Here is a 19,978-nt window from a genome sequence, read left to right on the forward strand (position 1 = left end):
CGTCACGGCGTGAGACGGTCCCGCGCCTCCTGCGCCTCCTTCATGATCCGTTCCACCAGCTCCGCGCACGACGGCAGGTCGTCGATCACCCCGGCGACCTGCCCGGAGGCCATGACTCCGAGATCCGTACGGCCGTCCACCATCGCCGATCTGAGCAGCATCGGGGTGTTGGCGGCGAGCAGGACCTGGCTCCAGGTGAGGTCCTTGCCGTGCCGCATCGCCAGGCCGTCGTGGATCAGTTGCCGCCAGGTCAGCCCCGACAGTTTCCGGAAGCCGGCCGCCCGACGGATTGCGTGCGCCAGGGCCTTCGTACGGCCGGAGTTCTCCAGCGCGGCCACCAGTTCCGTACGCAGCATGCGGTGCGGCAGACCGTCGACCGCTCGGGTCACCGTCACGTCCTTGACCGTCGCCGCCAGATACCGCGCCTTCACCGCATCCGGCACCGTCGAGTCCGACGTCAGCAGGAACCGTGTGCCCATCGCGACGCCCGCCGCCCCGTAGGCCAGCGCCGCGACCAGTCCCCGTCCGTCGAAGAAGCCACCCGCCGCCACGACCGGTATGTCCACGGCGTCGACCACCTGGGGCAGCAGCACCGTCGTCGCGACCTCGCCGGTGTGTCCGCCGCCCTCCCCGCCCTGCACGATCACCGCGTCCGCGCCCCAGGCCGCGACCTTCTCGGCATGCCGCCGGGCGCCGATCGAGGGGATGACGATCACGCCCGCGTCCTTGAGCTCGGCGATCAGCTCGGGGGACGGCGCGAGAGCGAAGGACGCGACGCGCACACCTTCGTCGATCACGACACGGACCCGGTCGCCGGCGTCCGAGGCGTCCGCGCGCAGATTCACCCCGAACGGCGCGTCGGTACGGGACTTGACCTCGCGTATCGCCGCACGCAGCCGGTCGACGGTCATCGTCGCGGAGGCCAGGATGCCCAGCGCACCCGCGTTCGCCGTCGCCGAGACCAGCCGCGGGCCCGCCACCCAGCCCATCCCCGTCTGCACGAGCGGGTGGCGGACCCCGACCAGCCGGGTCAGCGGCGTCTCCATCGCCGTCTCCATCACGCACCGACCTCCTTGGCGCGGGTGTTCGCCGGGTCGATGACCTCGCGGATGAGACGGAGTTCGGCGGCGGTGGGTTCGCGGGTCGGCGGCACGTCGTCCGGAACGACCAGGTCGAACGCGGTCGCCTCCCTGACCTGCTCCAGGGTGACTCCCGGATGGAGCGACGCCGGACGCATCGTGTGGTCGGGTGTGGCGAAGTCGAAGACGCCGAGGTCGGAGACGACACGAGGGATGCGGTGATACCGGGCGCCGCCCGCGTGGTCGTAGCCCACCCCGCACACCATGTCGACCTTCTCGACGAACACCCGCCGGGAATGCCTCGGGATCCAGTAACTGGTCGGATTGTTGAGCGTGTTGACCGGCGCCCCGCGCACCCCGAGCAGCTGCCGCTTCGGCCGCTCCCAGTCGCCGATGCACGAGATGTTCTGGTTGCCGAAGCGGTCGATCTGGCTCGCGCCCATCATCACGTGCCGTCGGCCGCCGGTGACCAGGGCCAGGTGCTGTCGGTACGGCAGCCAGCCCTCGGTGGTCCCGTCCGGGCGGACGAGCATCGCCTCGCCGTCGGTCAGCAGCAGGTCCGGCGAGAACGTGAGCCGTGCCAGCCGGGCCCCCACCGACGGGATCAGGCCCATCGGGCTCGCCAGGATCTCCCCCGCGTCGCGCCAGGCCTCGGCGCAGGCGATCACGCAGTACTCGGCACGGGTGGGCGGGAGAAGAGGTGTGCGGGTGGCTTCCGTCGCCGTCATGAGCCCTCCCCGACCGCCGACCGGTACGCGTGCTCGTCCCCGCCGAGGAACCGCGCCGCGAACTGCGGCCAGGGCGTGGTCGCGTACGTCTTCTGGAAGGCCTCGTCCCGGCCGTAGTCGGGCGCACAGGACGTGAAGTGCGCCCCGTTCGGGGCCTCGACGACACCGGTCACCGTGTGCCGCTTGATCAGCAGCGACTGCGGGGCCGCGTCCTTCGTCAACTCGGCCGTGTCGACGACCCGTTCGCAGGAGACGTACGCCGTGTCGGCCGCCTCGCAGAACAGGTCGTCGAAGTACGGGTCGGGCCCCAGGCACTGCCCGTTGCCCAGCCGGTCGGCGCGGTTGACGTGGACCAGGGCCGCGTCGAGCCGCAGCGCGGGCATGGCGACGAACGTCTCCCCGTCGTCGTACGGCGAAGTCACCGTCCGCAGGGCCGGGTTGACCCGCATCACATCCGAACCGATCCCGGCGCGCACCGGCAGGAAGGGCAGCCGGTTCGCGGCCGCGTGCAGCCCCCACATGAACATCGCCTCGTCGACCTCCATCAGCTCGAAGGCGCCGCGCTCCCGGGCCGCGCGGAAGTACGGTTCGAGGGGGATGGAGTCGAGGGTGGCGAAGGGGGCGACCAGCTTGCGGATCCGCCCGGCGGCGGCGAGCATGCCGACGTCCGGGCCGCCGTACGAGACGACGGTGAGGTCGGTGACGTCGGACCGGAGTACCGCCCTGACCAGGGCCATCGGCTTGCGGCGTGAGCCCCAGCCGCCGATGCCGAGGGTCATGCCGCTGTGCAGCCGGGAGACGACCTGCTCGGCGCTCATTGTCTTGTCGCTCACCTACGCCCCCTCCTCCGCCTTGCTGCCGAAGGTGTCACGGACCCGGTCGGCCACCCCGCTGAGGCCGGCCTCGAAGGTGAAGCCCTGCTCGAAGCGGTAGCCGCGGCGCACGTCGACCGGATCGATGCCGTTGATGGCGGCCTTGGCCAGGCGCAGCAGCTGCCCGTCCTTGGCGGCGATCTCGCGAGCCAACTCCAGGGCCGCGGCGCGTAGTTCCTCGCGCGGCACGACCCGCCACACCGAGCCGTGCGCGTGCAGCTCGGCCGCGGTCGCCGTGCGCGAGGTGTAGTACAGCGCGCGCATCAGATGCTGGGGGACCAGCCGGGCCAGATGGGTGGCCGCGCCCAGCGCTCCCCGGTCCAGCTCGGGCAGCCCGAAGGTGGCGTCCTCGCTTGCCACGATCGCGTCCGCGTTGCCCACCAGGCCGATACCGCCGCCCAGGCAGAAGCCGTGCACGGCCGCGACCACGGGCACCTCGCAGTCGTACACCGCGCCGAAGGCTTCCGCGCAGGCGTGGTTGGCGCCGATCAGCGCGCTGTGCCCGTCCCTCTGCAGCTCCTTGATGTCCACGCCCGCGTTGAAGCCGCGCCCCTCGGCCGTGATGACGACACACCGGACCCCCGGGTCGCGTCCCGCCGTCCGCACGGCGTCGGCCAGAGCGAACCAGCCTTTCACCGGCAGGGCGTTCACCGGCGGGAAGTCGACCGTGACGACGGCGATTCCATTTTTTCCGTCCCCCTTTTCCGGGGACGAGGTGGAGACACCCATGGCCGCATCAGCTACCTTTCCACCAAACGTTTGTTAGGTGAAGGGTAGCCGGGAATGGGGCTGGACGGGAAGGTCGTGGTCGTCACGGGCGGTACCCGGGGCGTCGGTGCGGGGGTGGCGAGGGCTTTCGCCGAGGTCGGCGCGGACGTCGTGGTCTGCGCACGCAGACCGCCCGAAGTGCCGCTGTCCGGTGCGGAGTTCAGCCCGCTCGACCTCCGCGACCCGGCAGCCGTACGGGCCTTCTTCGCGGCCCTGCCCCGCCTCGACGTCCTCGTCAACAACGCGGGTGGCACACCGTACCGACGGTTGACGGACGCGGACGCCGAGCGGCACGCGCGCGTGATCGAGCTGAACCTTCTCGCCCCCCTGACGGCATCCCTGGCCGCGTACGAGCACCTGAAGCGGGTGCGGGGCTCGGTGGTGATGATCGGCAGCGTCAGCGGCGGCCGTCCGTCGCCCGGATCGGCGGCGTACGGGGCGGCCAAGGCCGGGCTGGAGAGCCTGGCCCGCTCGATGGCGGTGGAGTGGGCGCCCGAGGTCCGGGTCAACACCCTGGTCGTGGGGATGGTCCGCACGGAGCGGTCCGCTCTCCACTACGGCGGCGAGGACGGCATCGCCGGCGTCTCCCGCACCGTCCCGCTCGGCCGCCTCGCGGAACCGTCCGACGTGGGCGCGGCCGCCGTCTTCCTCGCCTCCGACTCCGCCGCCTACATCAGCGGGGCGAGCCTTCTCGTGCACGGCGGGGGCGAGCGACCCGCGTTCCTGGACGCCGCAACGGTCAACAAGGAGGCATGACATGAGCCGGATGTGTGAGGGGCGGGTCGTGGTCGTCACCGGCGGGGGCCGGGGGCTCGGGCGCGCGCATGCGCTCGCGTTCGCGGCGGCGGGAGCGAAGGTCGTCGTCAATGATCTCGGGGTGGGCCTTGACGGCACGCAGGCCGCCGGTGGTCCTGCGGGGGACGTGGCGGTCGAGGGCCCTGCGCGGGGGGTGGCGGGTGACGGCTCTGCGCGGGGGGTGGCCGGCGACGGCCCTGCGCGGCAGGTGGCGGCCGACAGTCCCGGGCCCCGGGTGGCCTCCGACGGCCCTGCGCGGCAGGTGGCCGTCGAGGGCACCGCGCGGCAGGTGGCCGTCGACAACCCGGCCCGGCAGGTGGTCGACGAGATCCGCGCGGCTGGCGGCGAGGCGATCGCGCACGGCGGCGACATCGCGACCAGCGCCGGGGCGGCCTCCCTGGTGGCGGCCGCGCTGGAGACGTACGGCCGTCTCGACACCCTCGTCAACAACGCCGGCTTCCTGCGCGACCGGATGCTGGTCAACCTCGACGAGGACGACTGGGACGCCGTCGTACGGGTTCATCTCAAGGGCCACTTCCTCCCCCTGAAGCACGCGGCCGCGCACTGGCGGGCGGAGGCGAAGGCGGGCCGCACGCCGGTCGCCCGGATCGTCAACACGAGCAGTGGGGCGGGGTTGCTGGGCTCGCTCGGCCAGGCCAACTACAGCGCCGCGAAGGCCGGCATCGTCGCCCTGACCCTGGTCGCGGCGGCCGAGCTGGGCCGCTACGGCGTCCAGGTCAACGCGATCGCCCCGGCGGCCCGTACCCGTATGACGGAACGTACCTTCGCGGTGTCGATGGCGGCTCCTGACACCGGCTTCGACGCCATGGCTCCGGGGAACGTCTCCCCGTTGGCCGTCTGGCTGGGCTCGGCGGCGAGTGAGGGTGTGACGGGGCGGGTCTTCGAGGCGGAGGGTGGTCGGATCACGGTCATGGAGGGGTGGCGGGCGGGGCCGAGCACGGACAAGGGGGCGCGGTGGACGCCGGAGGAGGCGGGGGAGACGGCGCTGAAGCTGGTGGGGGAGGCGGGGGTGCCGGGGCCGGTGTACGGCGCGTGAGGGGTTCTTCGCGGCCCTGAACGGGCCTCGTCCTCAAACGCCGGACAGGCTAAGACAGCCCCTCCGGCGTTTGAGGAGCGGGGGTCCAGGGGGCGGAGCCCCCTGGCCGGGGTCGAAGGGGCGGAGCCCCTTCAGGATGGGACGGGTAGGGGCGGCGGGGGCGAAAACCCCTACGTGTCGCACTCCAGCACCGCCCGGCACAACCCACACCGCGCCCGAACCCGCCCCCGCACCGGCACCCGAATCCGCTGCTGACACGTCGGACACGGAAACGACACCCGCAACGGCCCCCGGCCATCCGGCGTGAACGCATACGGCACCCCCGCCTGCGCCCCACCCCCGCCCCCGCCCCGCTCCTGGGCATGGCGCCGATCCCGCGCGTACCGCCGCCGCCCCGCCCACCCCGCCGCCGTCAGCGGCGGCTGCTGCTCGTCGCGCCGGGCCTCGGCAAGGCCCTTCCCATACGCCGTGTACGCCTGCGGACTGGTGAACCACACCGACGGATCCTCGGCGAAGACCAGCGCCCGCTTGGCGAGCACGTACCCGAACTCCTCCGGCGTCAGATACCCCAGCTTCTGCGAGGACGCATCGTCCTCCCGGTAGGCGTCGAGAAGCAGCCAGCCTGCGCCGAGATACGTCGTCGCCGTGTCGGTGAGGATCTCGTTGTCCCGGATGCCGGGGAAGGACAGGTCGAGGCGGTGCAGGTACACATGCATCACCTCGTGGGCGAGGGCCGCCCCGATGTCCCGGCGATGGGTGCGGAAGCGGTCGTTCAGCTCGACGAAGTACTCGGGCCCGGCGGCGAGTTCGACGCTGGCCGCGTGGCTCATCTCGCGGAAGCTGACGACCAGCCGCGCGTCCGGCAGGCGGTAGTGCCGCACCAGTTCGCGGGCCACGCGCTGCGCGCCCAGATACAGGTCGTCCGTGTCGCAGAACGCCACATCGGCCGGCAGCACGCTGGTCGCGAACGTCTGGACGGTGTCGTACGACAGCCGTTTGTAGAGCGCGGTGATCGAGGCCCGCACCGTCTGAAGGTGTGGGAAGCCGTGCTGGACCGGTCCGCCGTTCGCCACGCCCGTACCCCCAAGACGCCTTGAACCCGATTCCACTCTACGGGGATGTGAGGGGTTTTTCCCCGGCGAGGTTCCATGCCCGGGGCGTGAGATCCGTCCTTGTCAAGCATGTCACCTGATCTTCATACTGCGGGCCGCTCAACACGCCATGAAAGGACGTACGTTGACCCTTAGCTCGCCGAAGAGAAGCGGCATAACCCTGGCCAAAAGAGCCGCGGCGGTCGGTGCCGTGGCCCTCGCGGTCGCCTCCCTTCAGCCCCTCAGCGCGAATGCCGCGTCCACCCGTGTCGTCGGTGGAACGCCCGCCGCGCAGAACGAGTTCCCGTTCATGGTCCATCTCTCGATGGGCTGCGGCGGGGCGCTCTACAAGAAGGACGTCGTGCTGACCGCCGCCCACTGCATGGACGGCTCCGGCAACAACACCAGCATCACCGTCACCGCGGGTGTCAACGACCTCGACTCCTCCGCCGCGATCAAGGTCAAGTCGAAGAAGGTCAAGGTGGCCCCGGGCTACAACGGCAGCGGCAAGGACTGGGCGCTGATCAAGCTCGCCCGGCCCATCGACAAGCCGACGCTGAAGATCGCCACCACGGACCGCTACAACCGCGGCATGTTCACGATCGCCGGGTGGGGCGACACGAAGGAAGGGGCCGGTGAGGGCACGACCAAGCTCCAGAAGGCCGCTGTTCCCTTCGTCGCCGACCGCATCTGCAAGCGCCACTACGGAAACCGGCTGGTGTCGAAGGAGGAACTGTGCGCCGGCTGGCAGAGCGGCGGCATCGACACCTGCCAGGGCGACTCCGGCGGTCCCATGTTCCGTAAGGACGACGCGGGCAAGTGGATCCAGGTCGGCATCGTCAGCTGGGGCGACGGCTGCGCCCGCACAGGTGTGCCCGGCGTCTACACCGAGGTCAGCACCTTCGCGAAGGACATCGCCCGCGCGGCGAACGCCCTGTAGGCGGCCGCCGCACCAGGGACCTTCACGAGTGCGTCAGACGGCCCGGAGGACCGGGGCACCCGCTTCACCGGACCCCGACCGGGCCGTCTCCGCCAGCTCCAGCATCCACACCTCGTTGCCGCCCTCCCGCAGTACGGGGCCCGGGACGTACAGCGAGTGCTGCGGGCCCGTGGACCAGTAACGGCCCAGACCGAAGCCGTTGATCCACACGAACCCGCGCGTGAAGCCCGGCAGCTCCAGGCGGGCGTCACCGGCACCCCGCACCGTGACGGTGCCCCGGTACAGCCCCGGGGCACCGTCCTCGGGCAGCTCCCGCGACGGCACCGCCCGGACCCGCTCGACGTCGTCCAGCGCCTCCAGTCGCAGCCCACGCGCGCGTACGTCGTGCAGATACTGCCGCTCGTGCAGCACGCCCCCGGTGATCCCCTTGGCTTCGCCCAGCCGCGGCCCGTAGTTGACCCGCCCCAGGGACTCCACCCACAGCTCCACGCGCGCGTACCCGGCGACGGGCTCCTTGAGGCTCGCGTCGTCCTCGGTGAGCACCCCGGCCCGCTCCCCGTCGACGTACACCACGGCGAGGTCCCGCAGCCCGCGCACCGTCAGCGGATACGGCTGCCGCGGCCCCGGCACCGTCACCTCGTACCGCACCAGGCCGCGCTCGACGCCCAGTTCCTCGAAGGTGGGCGGGACGGGCCCGGACGTCTGCGGGCCGCCCAGCGTCTCCAGTACGTCACTCAGGGGCGCCCAGTCGGTCAGAACCGCCTCGGCCGACGTGCCCAACGGGGCGGGCGCGGGCGGGACTTCGGGCAGCGGGCCCTCGGCGTACTCGGCGAGGACCTCGCGAAAGGCCCAGAACTTCGCCGTGGGGCGGCCGTGCTCGTCGATCGGGGCGTCGTAGTCGTACGACGTCACGTCGGGCTCCAGCGGCCCGTCGTGCAGCGCGCCGCCGCCCCGGTTGGCGCCCGCCCAGCCGCCGAAACTGGTGCCGCCGTGCGCCATGTACAGATTGACCGACGCCCCGCACTCCAGGATCTCCCGCAGGGCCGCCGCCGCGTCCCCGGGATCCCGTACGACATGCTCGCCGCCCCAGTGGTCGAACCAGCCGCACCAGAACTCCATACACATCAGCGGACCGTCGGGGCGGTGCCGGCGCAGCGTCTCGAAGGCCTCGCGCGCGTGGGAGCCGAAGTTCACCGTCGCCAGGACCCCGGGGACCGAGCCGCCGGAGAACATGTGGTCCTCGGGGCCGTCCGAGGTGAACAGCGGGACCGTGACGCCCTGCTCGCGCAGCAGGCCGGCCAGGCGGCGCGGATACTCGGCGTCCGAGCCGTAGCTGCCGTACTCGTTCTCGACCTGCACCATGATCACCGGTCCGCCGCGGTCGATCTGCCGGGGCACGATCTCGTGCCGCAGCCGCCGGAACCAGCTGGCCACATACGTCATACAGCGCTCGTCTCGCGTACGCGCGCGTGCGCCCAGCTCCGCCGTCAGCCAGTACGGCAGCCCGCCGTTCTCCCACTCGGCGCAGATGTACGGCCCCGGCCGCACGATCGCCCACAGCCCCGCCTCCCGCGCCGCGTCCAGGAAACGACCCAGCGCCTGCACGTCCCGGCTGTGCCCCGGTCTCGGCTCGTGCAGGTTCCACGGCACGTACGTCTCCACACAGTTGAGGCCCATCGCCCGCAGCATCGCCAGCCGGTGCCCCCACTGCGCCTCGTGCACCCGGAAGTAGTGCAGCGCGCCGGACAGCAGCCGCACCGGCCTGCCGTCCAGCAGGAAGTCCTCGTCCCCGACCGTGAACTCGCTCATGCGCCCACCCTCACCTCTGGCGGTGATCAGGTCCATGGACAAAGATCGGCGCTGCTTGGACCGAAACGACGCAGCCGCACAGAGGGGACCGCGGATGTACCACACCTGGATGCGGTTCTTCACGCCCGGCCCCGCCCACCACCGGCTCGGCCTCGTCTGCCTCGGCGTCGGCCTGCAGTACGGCGCCCTGCCCACCGTCGGCCCCCGCACCCTCGACCACCACGTCGCCGTCGTCATCAACGCGGGCGGCGGCTGGTACGAGGGCCCCGACGGCCGCCGTACGGCCGTCACCGCGCCCGCGCTGCTGTGGCTGACCCCCGGCGTGCCGCACCACTACGCGCCCGACCCCGGCACCGGCTGGGACGAGGGCTTCGTCGACTTCGCCGGGCCCGCCACCGCGACGTACACCGAACTCGGCTACATCGAACCGGACCGCCCCGTCGTGCCCCTCTCCGACGCCTCCGGCCCGCGTGCCGTGATCGGACGCATGGCGCGCGCCGCACGCCGCGACAACCCCCTCCTGGAGGTCGAGACCGGCGCCGCCGTCCACGAGCTCCTCGTCGCCCTGCGCCGCGCCCGAGCCGACCTCGCCCCCGACGGGGAGGCGGTCCTCAAGGCGCTGGCACGCGACGCGTGCCTGCCGCTGACGGTCGCCGAGCACGCCGCCCGGCACGGCATGACCCTCGCCGAACTGCGCACCGCCGTGCGGCGCGGCGCCGGCTGCAGCCCCAAGGACTATCTGCTCGGCATCCGCCTGGGCCGCGCCAAGGAACTCCTCGCCGCCACCGAGCTCCCCGTCGCCGCCGTCGCCCGCCGCGTCGGCTACGACGACCCCGCCTACTTCTCCCGCCTGTTCACCCGCCGCGTCGGCATGGCCCCGGTCCGCTTCCGCGACCAGCAGGGCCGCACCGTCCCCGGCGGCTGGAGCAACCAGGTCCCCGACCCCGACGATCCACCCGTGATCGAACGAACGCCCCTGTGAGGAGCCCCGTAGGCTGGGCCCTCATGACCACCAGCAACACGTCCCCCGGCGACGTCGACCCCGCCGTGCGCGAGGAGCTCGCCCGGCTGCGCGACAGCATCGACAACATCGACGCGGCTGTCGTCCACATGCTCGCCGAACGCTTCAAGTGCACCCAGCAGGTCGGCCACCTCAAAGCCAAGCACCAGCTGCCGCCCGCCGACCCCGCCCGTGAGGGCCGCCAGATCGCCCGCCTGCGCACACTCGCCGAAAACGCCAAGCTCGACCCGGCTTTCGCCGAGAAGTTCCTCAACTTCATCATCGCCGAAGTGATCAGGCACCACGAGAGCATCGCCGAAGACACGATCAACGGCGCCGCGCCCACGGCGAACCGACCGTAGGCGCGTAGCTCTCTCGCCGCATTCCCGCCCGCCCTGCGGGCGGGCGACGCGATGATGACGACAGGACCTGGACGGGCCCTCCCGAGGGAGTGACACGGCGGCCGATGCCGGGCATGCTGCGCTGTGCACTCCATGCCAGCTGACACGTACTCCCCGTCAGCGCCCCGGACATACCCTGGATGTCCACGCGGGAGGGACGTCGGGCCATGCCGTCGGATGCCAAGATCCTCATCGTCGACGACCACGAGGACACGCTGTACGCGCTGGAGAGCGCCCTGGCGCCGCTGGGCTACCGGCTCGCCCGTGCCACCAGCGGTGACGAGGCGCTCAAGCAGGTGCTCCGCGGGCAGGTCGGCCTGCTGCTCCTGGACGTCCGCATGCCCGGCGTCAGCGGCCTGGAGGTGGTGCGCTACATGCGGCGCCTGGAGCAGACCCAGCACATACCGGTCATCCTGCTCACCGGTTTCGGCGCGGACCACGAACTGACCGCGACCGCCTTCGGACTCGGCGTCGCCGACCTGGTCCTGAAGCCCATCGAACCCTGGGCACTGCGCACCAAGGTCCGCTACCTGTACGACTCCTACCAGCGCCGGCGCAGACTGGAGCGGGAGGTCCACGAGTTACGCGCCCTCATCAAGGACGACCCCGGGGGCCAGGAACCCGGCCCACGCCCCGCCTTGCCCCACCCCGACGCCCGCGTCCCGCCCCAGCGGGACAGCCCGGCGGCGACATCGGCCAAGGACCGGACCTGAGGCGGCAGACCAAAGACTGGACATAACGCACTTATTGATCAGCCTCTGTGCCTTGTCAGCGGCATCAGGCAGCATGTCCTGCATGTCCGTACTGACGCGCGACGAAGCGCAGACCCGTGCCCTGCTCCTCGACGTCCACCGCTACACCATCGAACTCGATCTGACCACCGGGGACGAGACCTTCGACTCCCGCACCGTCATCCGGTTCACCACGCGCGCGGACCACGCGGACACGGACACCTTCGTCGAGATCAAGCCGGCCGAGCTGCGCTCCGTCACGCTGGACGGACAACCCCTCGACCCGCAGACCCTGGACGAGAACCGGCTGCCCCTGAAGAACCTCACCGCCGGCGAGCACGAACTGCGCGTCGAGGCGGCCATGCGCTACTCCCGCACCGGCGAGGGCATGCACCGCTTCACCGACCCCAGCGACGGCGAGACCTACGTCTACACGCAGCTGTTCATGGAGGACGTCCAGCGCGTCTTCGCCGCCTTCGACCAGCCGGACCTCAAGGCCGTCTTCGATCTGTCCGTCAAGGCCCCCGAGGGCTGGACCGTCCTCGCCAACGGCATCACCGAACACCTCGGCGACGGTCGCTGGCAGGCCGCACCCACCCCGCTGATCTCCACCTACCTCGTCGCCGTCGCCGCCGGCCCCTGGCACTCCGTACGCACCGAACACCGCGGCCTGCCCTTCGGCCTGCACTGCCGCCGCTCGCTCGCGCGCCATCTCGACACCGACACCGACGAGCTCTTCGAGGTCACGCGCGCGTGCTTCGACCGCTACCACGAGAAGTTCGACGAGCCCTACCCCTTCGACTCCTACGACCAGGCGTTCGTCCCCGAGTTCAACGCCGGCGCCATGGAGAACCCCGGACTGGTCACCTTCCGCGACGAGTTCGTCTACCGCTCCGCCGTCACCGACACCGAGCGCCAGACCCGCGCCATGGTCATCGCCCACGAGATGGCCCACATGTGGTTCGGCGACCTCGTCACCCTGCGCTGGTGGGACGACATCTGGCTGAACGAGTCCTTCGCCGAGTACATGGGCTACCAGACCTGCGCCGAAGCCACCCGCTTCACCGACACCTGGACCGACTTCGGCGTCGCCCGCAAGGCCTGGGGCTACGACGCCGACCAGCGCCCCTCCACCCACCCCGTCGCCCCCGAAGCCGTCCACGACACCGCCACGGCCCTGCTCAACTTCGACGGCATCTCCTACGCCAAGGGCGCCTCCGCACTGCGCCAGCTGGTGGCCTGGCTCGGCGAGAAGGACTTCCTCGCCGGCATCAACACCCACTTCGCCCGCCACAAGTTCGCCAACGCCACCCTCGCCGACTTCATCGACTCCCTCGCCTCCGCCACCGAACGCGACGTCCACGCCTGGGCCGACACCTGGCTGCGCACCACCGGCGTCGACACCCTCACCCCGACCGTCACCCCCGGCGAGAACGGCACGTACAGCCTCACCGTCGACCACGCCGGCAGCCGCCCCCACCGCATCGCCGTCGGCCTGTACGACCTCGACCTCGGCGACAACGACGGCCACCTCGTCCTGCGCGACCGCCTCGACCTCGACGTCCCGCACACCGCCCCGCACCCCATCGGCAAGCGCCCGGCACTGCTGCTGCTCAACGACGGCGACCTGACCTACGCCAAGGTCCGCTTCGACCCCGAGTCCTTCGAAGCCGTCCGCAAGAGCCTCGCCGGACTGCCCGAACCGCTCACCCGCGCGGTCGTCTGGAACGCCCTGCGCGACGCCGTCCGCGACGGCGAACTGGCCGCCACCGCCTACCTGGAGACGGCCCGCACCCACCTCCCGCACGAGACCGACCTCGCCATCGTCCAGGGCGTCCTCGCCTTCGCCGCCACCCAGGTCGCCGACCGCTACCTCACCCCCGAGGAGCGCCCCGCCGCCTTGGCCACGCTCTCCTCCCTCTGCCGCGACCTCATCCGCCGCACCGAGGACGGCGACAACCCCGGCCTGCGCCTGATCGCCGTACGCCACTTCATCGACGTCGCCGCCCACCCCGACACCATCGCCGCCTGGCTCGCCGACGGCACCGTGCCCGGCGGACCCGAACTCGACCCCGACCTGCGCTGGCGCGTCCTGGGCCGCCTCGCCGTCCTCGGCGCCGTCGACGACGCCGCCATCGCCGACGAGCTGGCGCGCGACCCGAGCGCCACCGGCCAGGAGGGCGCCGCCCGCTGCCGGGCCGCCCTGCCCGACGCGCAGGCCAAGGCAAGGGCCTGGGACGCCATGTTCGCCACCGACGACGGCACCGATCTGTCCAACTACCTCTTCATCGCCACCGCCCAGGGCTTCTGGCAGCCCGAACAGGCCGACCTCGTACGGCAGTACGTGCCGCGCTACTACGAGGACGCGGTCGCCGTCGCCGCCCGCCGCGGCCCCGCCATCGCCGACGCCGCCGGCCACTACGCCTTCCCCGCGCACGCCGTCGACGCCGACACCCTGCGACTGGGCGAGGAATGCCTGCGCGACGGCGAGCCGATCCCGGCGCTGCGACGCAGGCTCGCCGACCACCTCGACGACCTGGCACGGGCGCTGCGCGTGCGGGAGGGTGAGTGAGGCTGGTGCCGGTGACGTAGACGCCACCGGCACCCGGGGGTGCGACGTGGTGGGCTGATCTTCCTGCATGCCCCGACTCCTGAGCCCTGACTCCTGAGCCCTGACTCCTGGGGCCCGACTCGACGGCCCCAGGAGGATCAGCCCACGACAGGAGAGGACCGCCGCCGCCCCTTACTCCGCCACCCTCGGCAAACCACCCCCGACACGCTTTCCCCGCGCGCAACTACCCCTTTCGGGTTCCTGTCGTTGGGCTTTTCGGGCGCGATCACGCATCCGGGTACAAGCTGGAAGTCCCTCTTGCCCTGCGCCCGGGAGGACACCATGAGCGCGTCGCCGTCGCTCGCTTCAGGCCCTGAAGGTCCCCACGCCCTGCGGCCGTTGCTCGACACCGTGCTCGAAGCACTGAGCGAAGGCGCCCGAACACGCGGCGGACCACTGCCCGCCGGCGGCCCGGACGCGGTCGCCGCACGCATGCGCGACGCGGTCGGGGACGTACTCCCGCACCAGGGCGACCCGGGCGCCCTCCACGCCCTCGTCCGGGCCCTTGCAGCGGGCGCCACCGACCCCTCGGACCCCCTCTGCGCCGCCCACCTCCACTGCCCACCCCTCGCCCTCGCCACCGCCGCCGACCTCGCCGCCTCGGCCCTCAACCCCTCGCTGGACTCCTGGGACCAGGCGCCCGGGGCGTCGGAGCTGGAGACATTGGTGACGGCGGCGCTCGCGACGGAGGTGTTCGGCCCAGGGGGAGAGGAGAGAGGAAGCACCACCCTCCTCACCACCGGCGGCACCGAATCCAACCAACTGGCCCTCCTCCTCGCCCGAGAAGCCCAAGGCGCCGGCGTCCGCCTGATCCACGGGGCCAACGCCCACCACTCGCTGCCCCGCGCCGCCTGGCTGCTCGGCCTGCCCGAACCCGTCGCCGTACCCGCCCCGGCCGGCACACTCGACCCCGTCGCCCTCGACGAGGCCCTCACCCAGCTCCCCGGCCCCCACCTGGTGGCAGCCACCGCGGGCACCACCGACGCCGGGCTCATCGACCCCCTCCCCGACATCGCCGCCCTGTGCGCGGCCCACGGCACCCGGCTCCACATCGACGCCGCCTACGGCGCGGGCCTCCTCTTCAGCGACCGGTACCGCGACCGGCTCACCGGCCTCGACGCCGCCGACACCGTCACCCTTGACCTGCACAAGCTCGGCTGGCAGCCCGTCGCCGCCGGTCTCCTCGCCGTCAGTGACCCGCACGACCTCACCGCGCTCCACCACCACACCGACTACCTCAACGCCCACGACGACACCGAAGCGGGCCTGCCCGACCTGCTCGGCCGCTCCCTGCGCACCAGCCGCCGACCGGACGTCCTCAAGATCGCCGTCACCCTCAAGACCCTCGGCCGCAGCGGCCTCGGCCGACTCGTCGAGCAAGTCTGCGACCACGCCCGCGAGTTCGCCGCCCTCGTCCACGACCACCCCGGCTTCGAGCTCTACGACCCGCCCACCATCAGCACGGTCCTGTTCCGGCCCGCACACGCCACCGACGCCGCCGTCGCAGCCGTACGCCGAAGGCTCCTCACCGACGGCCGCGCCGTTCTCGGACGGGCCCGGATAGACGGGCGCCTGTGGCTCAAAGCCACGCTCCTCAACCCCCACACGCGCCCGGACGACCTGGCCGCTCTCCTGAAACTGGTGGAAGGAAACACCCCCGGATGATCCCCCAGCCGAACCCCCACACCGGCACCCAGCCAAACCCCCACACCGGCCCCCACCCGCGCCCCCAGACAAGCGCCTTCACACGCCCCCAGACAAGCCCCGGCACCGGCCCCCACGCCGTCCCCGACAGCGGCCCTCAGCCCACCCTCAGGACCACCCCACGCCACCACCACCCCGACACCCCCGACGACCCCGACACCCCCCGCGACCTCGTCGGCATCGGCATCGGCCCCTTCAACCTCTCCCTCGCCGCCCTCGCCCACCCCCTCACCGGACTCGACGCCGTCTTCTACGAACAGCGCCCCACCTTCGCCTGGCACCCCGGCCTCCTCATCGAAGGCGCCCGCATCCAAGTCCCCTTCCTCGCCGACCTGGTGACCCTCGCCGACCCCGCCAGCCCCTGGTCCTTCCTCAACTACCTCAAAACCCGCGACCGGCTCTTCCCCTTCTACTTCGCCGAGCGCTTCCACATCCAACGCGCCGAATACGACGCCTACTGCCGCTGGGTCAGCGAGAACCTCCCGGCACTGAGCTTCGGCCACCAGGTCGACGCCGTCCGCTTCAACCCCGAACGCGACGTCTTCGAAGTCGACTTCACCCAACTCGGCCCCGACGGAGAGGCCGAAGCACTCGGCCGCACCTACGCCAAGAACATCGTCCTGGGCATCGGCACCGAGCCCGACGTCCCCGACCCGCTCAAGCCCCTCGTCGAGGCACCCGGCGTCCCCGTCATCCACGCCGCCGACTACCTCGACCACCGCGAGACGCTCCTCGCCGCCGACCACATCACCGTCATCGGGTCAGGACAGTCCGGCGCCGAAGTCTTCCTCGACCTGCTCCGACACCGCCCCGTCGGACGCGAGGGACTGCACTGGCTCGGCCGCACCGACGCCTTCGCCCCCATGGAGTACTCCAAGCTCGGCCTGGAACACTTCACACCCGACTACACCCGCTACTTCCACGCCCTCGCCGAGCCCGTCCGCGACCAGCTCCTCGCCTCCCAGTGGCAGCTCCACAAGGGCATCGACGCCGGCACCCTCTCCGCCATCCACGACGAGCTCTACCGCCGCACCCTGCACGGCGGCTGGCCCGACACCGTCCTCACCCCCGGTGTCCGCGTCCGCACCGCCGGCCGTGTCGCCACCACCAAGGTGGAACTCCACCTGGAACACCTCCACCAGAACACCCGCTCACGCCTCACCACCGACGCCGTCGTCCTGGCCACCGGCTACCGCGAACGCCCCCTCAGCCGCATCCTCGCCGGCCTCGACCCCTACATGCGCCTCGACAGCAAAGAACGCCCCCGCATCGACGACCAGTACCGCCTCGTCATGGACCCCTCCGTCACCGGCTCCGGCTGCAACATCTACGTCCAGAACGCCGAACGCCACACCCACGGCATCGGCACCCCCGACCTCGGCCTCGCCGCCTGGCGCAGCGCCGCCATCCTCAACTCCGTAACCGGCAAAGAGGCTTACCCCCTGCCCACCCGGACGGCCTTCACCACCTTCGGCCTCGACCCAGCCCTCCCACGCCACGTCCGCTCCCGCCAGATCGGCGCCCAGCGCGGAACGGTCGTCCCACTCAAGGGCTGACGGGGAGCACCAGGGCATACGAAAGGCGCCTGAACGCCCCAGGGAGGGAAAGTCCAGGCGCCTCACGTACCACAGCTCAGAACACCGGCGTACCGTTCCGCGTCAACTTCCAGCCCACCGACGCGAAGTCCTTCGGGTCCAGCACACCCTTCGCGGTCACCCACTCCGCGATCCGCGTGCGAATCTCCGTCGACTCCGACCACAACTCCTGAGCCGACGCCACATGCGGGAACGCACCACCGCCATTGGCCCGGTAGTTGTTCACCGCGAACACGAACCGCTGGGCGTCGTCCAGCGCGGCACCGTTGTACGACAGGTTCTTGATCCGCGAACCGGCCGCCTGGGCGACGTCGATCTCGTACGACAGCCCCGACACGTAGTCGTAGTTGTAGTCCGGGCGGCCACCCGCGTTCGTCAGCTTCTCCACGTCGACCGCCGCGTCCGCCGCCGTCTGCACGAAGTACTCCGCCGAATACTCCAGATACGCCTTGATCTGCGCACCCGTCATCAGCTTCGCGACCAGCGTGTTGTCGTACACATACAGACTCGACAGATCCCGGATCGTCACCTCACCGGCCGGAATCTCCGAAGTACGGGAGAACGGCGACGCCTGGGAGATGACCGGCAGCGAGGCGTACTCCGTGCCCGCCAGCGCCGCCTTCGCCACATCCTCCTGAACCTTCGTGATCAGGTCGATGATCGGGGCATCCTTGTAACGGGCATCGACCGTCGTCAGCTTCTCGGTCGCTGTTCCGACCACCTGGTTGACGTACTCCACGACGATGTCGTGGTCGTCCTTCAGCAGCTTGGTGATCTTCGGGTCGTCGGCGACCGTCTTCGAGTCACGCACCGTCGCCTTCACCGACTCGACCGTCCAGCGGCCCTTGGAGAAGACCAGCTCGAAGTCGAACAGGGTCAGCCGCTGCGCGTAACACAGCGGCTCCGACAGCACGACCGTCTTCCCCGTCTTCTCGTTCGTGACCAGCAGCTCCGCGATCTCCGTGTGCGCATGCCCGACCAGAATCGCGTCGATGCCCGGCACCTGCTGCGCCACCAGCGCCGACGAGTTCTCGACGTACGGCAACTGGTCACCGTACGACGACGTCCCCGACGAACCGGAGTGCGCCGACACGACCACCACATCGGCACCCATCGAACGCAGCTTCGGCACCCACTTCGCGGCCTGCTCCTCCAGCCCCGGGAACACCATCTTGCCCTCGACGTACGCCTTGTCCCAGATCGCGATACCCGGGTTCGTCAGACCGAGCACCGCGACCTTCACCGGCGGGGCACCCGGCACACAGAACTTCTTGATGAAGTACGGCGGGAAGGCGGGCTTCAACGTCTTCGCGTCCAGCGCGTTCGCACCCAGCAGCGGAAATTCGCACTGCTTCTCGAACTTGCGCAGCGTCTCGATGCCGTAGTTGAACTCGTGGTTGCCCAGCGCCACCGCGTCATACCCGATCGCGTTCATCGCCGCCGCCATCGGATGGACCGGACCACCCTTCGCGGTGATCGGGTCCACCTTCGCGTAGTAGTACGTCAGCGGCGTGCCCTGGATCGTGTCGCCCGCGTCGATGAGCAGCGTGTTGCGGCGGCCCTTCTCCTCACGGACCTGGCTCACCAGCGTCGAGACACGCGCCAGACCCTTCGCGTTGCCCTTGGCGTCCGAAAACTCCGCGTCCTTGAAGTAGTCCCAGTTGAAGATGTTGCCGTGCAGATCGGTCGTGCCCATCACCGTCAGCGAATACCGCTTCACCGGCCGAGAGCCCTTCGCCGACCCCGACCCCGTCACCGTCTCCGCGGCCTGCGCCGCCGGGGCAGCCACCGCACCCGCCACCGCCACCCCCGCTCCGGTCACGGCGGACTTCTTCAGGAACTTCCGGCGGTTCAACGGCATGACTGCTTCTCCCAAGGGAATGGTCAACAACGCGCGTAGATTCTGACCTGGCCATGGCAGGCGGCAACAGCCCCCACGGGTTTCGATCTGATGACCCGCAGGACTCGTAACCCAGCAAGCGATGACAGAGTGGGACGTATGACCGCCCCCTCAGACGAACTTCAGCCCGCCGTCCCCTACGGCACCCCCGACGCCCCCCGCATCGCCGTCCGCGGAGAAGCCCGCCTCGAGGTCGACCCCGAGATCGCCCGCATCGGCATCACCGTCGCCTCCCGCGGCAAAGACCGCCGCGCCGCCCTGGACGACCTCACCCGCCGCAACACCACCGTCCTCGACCTCGTCAAAACCTACGGCGACGCAGTCGAACGACTGGAGACCGGCGCCTTCTCCATCAGCCCCGAACTGAAGGACAAGGGACGCGGCGAACGCGTCCACGCCTACCACGGCCGCGTCCACATCACCGCCGTACTCACCGACTTCACCGCCCTCGGCGAACTCACCCCACGCCTGGCCGACCTGGACCTCACCCGCGTGGACGGCCCCTACTGGGCCCTGCGCCCCGACTCACCGGCCCACCGGGAAGCACGGCAGCAAGCGGTACGGGAAGCGGTGCAGCGCGCGCGGGAGTACGCGGAAGCGCTCGGCACCTCCCTGGCCGCGCTGGTCGAACTCGCCGACATCGGTGCGGAGAACGCCCCGCCGCCCTACCCACAGGCCGCCGGCAGCCGCATGCGCTCCATGGCCTACGGCGCCGCGGAAGACACCGCCGCCGCCCCCCTCGATCTCGAACCCCAGCGCCAGCACGTCTACGCCCAGGTCAACGCCCGCTTTACGATGACGCCCCCGCGGCTGTGAATGCACGGAAATTCGAATTCACTTGCGGTCGCGGATGAACGGCCATGACATCCACCGGGGGTGCTTCGAACGCTCATCGGA

At 71.0% G+C, this 19,978-nt stretch carries 17 protein-coding genes; 10 read left to right on the top strand and 7 right to left on the bottom strand.

Features of this window, described 5'->3' with window-relative positions; genetic code table 11:
* Nucleotides 1-2: 2 nt before the first annotated feature.
* Genes QQM39_RS34280 through QQM39_RS34295 form a run of 4 tightly spaced genes read right to left on the bottom strand, consistent with a single transcriptional unit; the run spans nt 3 to nt 3,408 of the window.
* Nucleotides 3-1,046: a nitronate monooxygenase family protein gene (locus QQM39_RS34280; protein WP_302003829.1), complete on the bottom strand. Its 1,044-nt coding sequence runs from the start codon at nt 1,044-1,046 to the stop codon at nt 3-5.
* Nucleotides 1,047-1,057: 11 nt separating this feature from the next.
* On the bottom strand, nt 1,058-1,807 hold the full coding sequence (locus QQM39_RS34285) for a CoA-transferase subunit beta (protein ID WP_302001443.1): 750 nt from the start codon (nt 1,805-1,807) through the stop codon (nt 1,058-1,060).
* Entirely contained in the window at nt 1,804-2,640 is an 837-nt protein-coding gene (locus QQM39_RS34290; protein ID WP_302001444.1) for a CoA transferase subunit A, read from the bottom strand. The genes QQM39_RS34285 and QQM39_RS34290 overlap by 4 nt, the downstream gene beginning before the upstream one ends.
* Entirely contained in the window at nt 2,641-3,408 is a 768-nt protein-coding gene (locus QQM39_RS34295) for an enoyl-CoA hydratase family protein (RefSeq protein WP_302001445.1), read from the bottom strand.
* A 54-nt stretch (nt 3,409-3,462) separates the two neighbouring features.
* Between QQM39_RS34295 and QQM39_RS34300 the strand changes: the two genes are divergently transcribed.
* Entirely contained in the window at nt 3,463-4,203 is a 741-nt protein-coding gene (locus QQM39_RS34300) for an SDR family oxidoreductase (RefSeq protein ID WP_302001446.1), read from the top strand.
* Between the two features lies 1 nt (nt 4,204).
* On the top strand, nt 4,205-5,299 hold the full coding sequence (locus QQM39_RS34305) for an SDR family oxidoreductase (RefSeq protein ID WP_302001447.1): 1,095 nt from the start codon (nt 4,205-4,207) through the stop codon (nt 5,297-5,299).
* 170 nt (nt 5,300-5,469) lie between these two features.
* Here QQM39_RS34305 and QQM39_RS34310 read toward each other — a convergent pair whose 3' ends face one another.
* Nucleotides 5,470-6,372, bottom strand: coding sequence for a hypothetical protein (locus QQM39_RS34310; RefSeq protein WP_302001448.1), 903 nt, complete (start codon nt 6,370-6,372; stop codon nt 5,470-5,472).
* A gap of 148 nt (nt 6,373-6,520) precedes the next feature.
* Between QQM39_RS34310 and QQM39_RS34315 the strand changes: the two genes are divergently transcribed.
* Nucleotides 6,521-7,330 carry a trypsin-like serine protease gene (locus QQM39_RS34315; RefSeq protein ID WP_302001449.1) on the top strand — a complete coding sequence of 270 codons (810 nt, stop codon included), beginning with the start codon at nt 6,521-6,523 and terminating at the stop codon, nt 7,328-7,330.
* Nucleotides 7,331-7,363: 33 nt separating this feature from the next.
* Here the strand turns inward: QQM39_RS34315 and QQM39_RS34320 are convergent, their stop codons facing one another.
* The gene (locus tag QQM39_RS34320) at nt 7,364-9,139 is read right to left on the bottom strand and encodes a beta-galactosidase family protein (protein WP_302001450.1); all 1,776 of its coding nucleotides are present in this window, start codon (nt 9,137-9,139) and stop codon (nt 7,364-7,366) included.
* A gap of 94 nt (nt 9,140-9,233) precedes the next feature.
* Here QQM39_RS34320 and QQM39_RS34325 point away from each other — a divergent pair, with 94 nt between their 5' ends.
* The 6 genes from QQM39_RS34325 (at nt 9,234) to QQM39_RS34350 (ending at nt 17,142) form a co-directional block, all read left to right on the top strand.
* Nucleotides 9,234-10,121: an AraC family transcriptional regulator gene (locus QQM39_RS34325; RefSeq protein WP_302001451.1), complete on the top strand. Its 888-nt coding sequence runs from the start codon at nt 9,234-9,236 to the stop codon at nt 10,119-10,121.
* A gap of 23 nt (nt 10,122-10,144) precedes the next feature.
* Complete coding sequence (locus QQM39_RS34330) at nt 10,145-10,501, top strand: chorismate mutase (protein WP_302001452.1); 357 nt, start codon at nt 10,145-10,147, stop codon at nt 10,499-10,501.
* 206 nt (nt 10,502-10,707) lie between these two features.
* Nucleotides 10,708-11,253 (top strand): two-component system response regulator, encoded by a 546-nt coding sequence (locus tag QQM39_RS34335; RefSeq protein ID WP_302001453.1) that lies wholly within the window; start codon nt 10,708-10,710, stop codon nt 11,251-11,253.
* Nucleotides 11,254-11,335: 82 nt separating this feature from the next.
* A complete protein-coding gene (gene pepN, locus QQM39_RS34340; protein ID WP_302001454.1) occupies nt 11,336-13,843 on the top strand; it encodes an aminopeptidase N in 2,508 nt (835 codons plus the stop codon).
* A 321-nt stretch (nt 13,844-14,164) separates the two neighbouring features.
* Nucleotides 14,165-15,547, top strand: a complete 1,383-nt coding sequence (locus QQM39_RS34345) for an aminotransferase class V-fold PLP-dependent enzyme (RefSeq protein ID WP_302001455.1) — start codon at nt 14,165-14,167, stop codon at nt 15,545-15,547.
* Complete coding sequence (locus tag QQM39_RS34350) at nt 15,544-17,142, top strand: lysine N(6)-hydroxylase/L-ornithine N(5)-oxygenase family protein (protein WP_302001456.1); 1,599 nt, start codon at nt 15,544-15,546, stop codon at nt 17,140-17,142. Before QQM39_RS34345 ends, QQM39_RS34350 begins: the two co-directional genes overlap by 4 nt.
* A gap of 76 nt (nt 17,143-17,218) precedes the next feature.
* Here QQM39_RS34350 and QQM39_RS34355 read toward each other — a convergent pair whose 3' ends face one another.
* Entirely contained in the window at nt 17,219-19,042 is a 1,824-nt protein-coding gene (locus QQM39_RS34355) for a bifunctional UDP-sugar hydrolase/5'-nucleotidase (protein ID WP_302001457.1), read from the bottom strand.
* A gap of 138 nt (nt 19,043-19,180) precedes the next feature.
* Between QQM39_RS34355 and QQM39_RS34360 the strand changes: the two genes are divergently transcribed.
* The gene (locus tag QQM39_RS34360; protein ID WP_302001458.1) at nt 19,181-19,897 is read left to right on the top strand and encodes an SIMPL domain-containing protein; all 717 of its coding nucleotides are present in this window, start codon (nt 19,181-19,183) and stop codon (nt 19,895-19,897) included.
* The last annotated feature ends 81 nt before the right edge of the window (nt 19,898-19,978 follow it).

The organism is Streptomyces sp. DT2A-34, from assembly GCF_030499515.1.
In the GTDB taxonomy this organism is placed as follows: domain Bacteria; phylum Actinomycetota; class Actinomycetes; order Streptomycetales; family Streptomycetaceae; genus Streptomyces.

Bases quoted from the DNA above. Each gene is read 5' to 3' on its own strand.
- QQM39_RS34285 (WP_302001443.1), bottom strand. From the start codon at position 1,807: ATGACGGCGACGGAAGCCACCCGCACACCTCTTCTCCCGCCCACCCGT.
- QQM39_RS34295 (WP_302001445.1), bottom strand. From the start codon at position 3,408: ATGGGTGTCTCCACCTCGTCCCCGGAAAAGGGGGACGGAAAAAATGGA.
- QQM39_RS34280 (WP_302003829.1), bottom strand. From the start codon at position 1,046: ATGGAGACGCCGCTGACCCGGCTGGTCGGGGTCCGCCACCCGCTCGTG.
- QQM39_RS34325 (WP_302001451.1), top strand. From the start codon at position 9,234: ATGTACCACACCTGGATGCGGTTCTTCACGCCCGGCCCCGCCCACCAC.
- QQM39_RS34345 (WP_302001455.1), top strand. From the start codon at position 14,165: ATGAGCGCGTCGCCGTCGCTCGCTTCAGGCCCTGAAGGTCCCCACGCC.
- QQM39_RS34320 (WP_302001450.1), bottom strand. From the start codon at position 9,139: ATGAGCGAGTTCACGGTCGGGGACGAGGACTTCCTGCTGGACGGCAGG.
- QQM39_RS34315 (WP_302001449.1), top strand. From the start codon at position 6,521: ATGAAAGGACGTACGTTGACCCTTAGCTCGCCGAAGAGAAGCGGCATA.
- pepN (WP_302001454.1), top strand. From the start codon at position 11,336: ATGTCCGTACTGACGCGCGACGAAGCGCAGACCCGTGCCCTGCTCCTC.
- QQM39_RS34300 (WP_302001446.1), top strand. From the start codon at position 3,463: ATGGGGCTGGACGGGAAGGTCGTGGTCGTCACGGGCGGTACCCGGGGC.
- QQM39_RS34350 (WP_302001456.1), top strand. From the start codon at position 15,544: ATGATCCCCCAGCCGAACCCCCACACCGGCACCCAGCCAAACCCCCAC.
- QQM39_RS34335 (WP_302001453.1), top strand. From the start codon at position 10,708: ATGCCGTCGGATGCCAAGATCCTCATCGTCGACGACCACGAGGACACG.
- QQM39_RS34360 (WP_302001458.1), top strand. From the start codon at position 19,181: ATGACCGCCCCCTCAGACGAACTTCAGCCCGCCGTCCCCTACGGCACC.
- QQM39_RS34305 (WP_302001447.1), top strand. From the start codon at position 4,205: ATGAGCCGGATGTGTGAGGGGCGGGTCGTGGTCGTCACCGGCGGGGGC.
- QQM39_RS34355 (WP_302001457.1), bottom strand. From the start codon at position 19,042: ATGCCGTTGAACCGCCGGAAGTTCCTGAAGAAGTCCGCCGTGACCGGA.
- QQM39_RS34330 (WP_302001452.1), top strand. From the start codon at position 10,145: ATGACCACCAGCAACACGTCCCCCGGCGACGTCGACCCCGCCGTGCGC.